The following is a 1769-nucleotide window of genomic DNA, read 5'->3' as shown; positions in this document are numbered from 1 at the left end:
ATCACAGTGTGTTCCGAACGTGGCAGCAACAGTGCAACAACGTCCTCTACTCCCACCCCACGCCCAGCCAACAAATGAGCCAACTGCGTCGATGTGTCGTCCAACTCCTGATACGTCCACGACCGACCCTCGAACACCACCGCTATGACGTCCGGCCGCACCCTCACCTGCTCGGCGAACAACTCCGGAATCGCGGGGTCCACGATCGATTCATTTAGCACTGACCGCGCTCCGAGGGCGTCCAGCTGCGTCAGTTCTCTCTCGTCAAGCAAGTCGATTGACGCCACCGAGCGGTCCGTGCCGGCGAGCATCGTCGTGAGCACCCGCTGCCAGCGGGTAACAAGTTGTTTTACAGTTTCGGCGTCATAGACGTCGGTGCGGTACTCGACCAGACCCCCAATGCCTATGGGACGGCCGGAGTTGTCGAACCGCTCACGCAGGCTGAAAGTCAAGTCCATTCGAGCGGTCAAGGTGTCCGTGCGCTGCGGGGAAATGTCGAGACCTGGCAGAGACAGATCGGGCAGGGTGACGTTTTGCCAGGCGAACAGGATTTGGATCAACGGATGGTGAGCCTGCGTACGGACCGGATTGAGGCGCTCGACAAGCGCATCGAACGGCACATCTTGGTTCGCGAACGCGTCCAGGCTCCGCTCCCGTACCTCCTCCAACAAATCACCGAAGTTCATCTCGGCTGAAACCCGCGTACGCAACACCAGCGTGTTGACGAAAAACCCGACCATGCCGTCAAACTCGGTTCGCCCCCGCCCCGCCGTCGGCACCCCGAACGCCACATCCGCGCTCCCGCTCAAACGCGCCAACAGCACCGAAAGCGCCGCCGACATCACCATGAACGTCGTCGCATTGCGTTCCCGCGCCACAACCCGCACGAGTTCCTGCAGTTCGGCGGGCCATTCGACGACGACTTGGCCGCCCTGATGGTTGGCGACGGCGGGGTAAGGCCGGTCCGTGGGAAGCTCCAGCAGTCCCGCGTATCCAGCGAGGTTCCGCTCCCAGAAAACTGTTTGTCGACCAGATCGGGTATTAGGATCGTCGGCCTCGCCGAGGAGCTTGTGCTGCCAGATTGTGAAGTCGGCGTACTGAACGGGCAACGGCTCCCAGCCTGGCTCCGTCCGGGTGGTGCGGGCCTGATATGCGGTAGTCAGGTCGCGAACCAGCGGCGAGAGAGATGATCCGTCGGCGGCGATGTGGTGCATTGCCAGGGCCAGATGGTGTTCCGTGGTCGAGACTGCGAAAAGCCTTGCACGAAAGGGAATCTCGGTTTCTAAGTCGAAGGCGTGGCGGGTGACAATACCGACCGCCTCATCCAACTGTTGATCGGTCCAGTTGGTGGCGTCGATGACTTTGCAGGCGACAAGCCCTTCAGAGGCATCGAGAATGCACTGCTCGGGCACGCCAGCCGTAGCGGGAAACACTGTGCGAACACTCTCGTGCCGGGCTACGACATCGGCAACCGCCAGGGTCAGCGCGTCGACGTCGAGTAGACCGATTAGGCGTAGTACCAGAGGGATGTTGTATGTCGCCGATGGTCCCTCTAGCTGATGGATGAACCACAACCGACGCTGGGCGAACGACAGCGGCAACTGGGCCGGACGCGCATATGGCTCCCAGATTTGCCTGGTGCCCGACTGTCCTCCACCCACCACACGAGCCAGGCCCGCTACGGTGGGGGCTTCCATGAGTGCACGGACGCTGATTTCACAGTCGAAGGTTTCCTGCACGGCGGCTACGACACGCATCGCAGAGAGCGA

Annotated in this window: 1 protein-coding gene; it reads right to left on the bottom strand. The window is 61.6% G+C overall.

Annotated elements, in window-relative coordinates; all coding sequences use genetic code 11:
- On the bottom strand, positions 1–1739 hold a 1739-nt coding region (locus CH256_RS11615), incomplete at its 3' end, for a condensation domain-containing protein (protein ID WP_256989424.1).
- Positions 1740–1769 lie beyond the last annotated feature (30 nt).

The organism is Rhodococcus sp. 05-2254-6, assembly GCF_002258565.1.
Taxonomy (GTDB): domain Bacteria; phylum Actinomycetota; class Actinomycetes; order Mycobacteriales; family Mycobacteriaceae; genus Rhodococcoides.
This window is presented reverse-complemented; position numbering and strand designations above follow the sequence as displayed.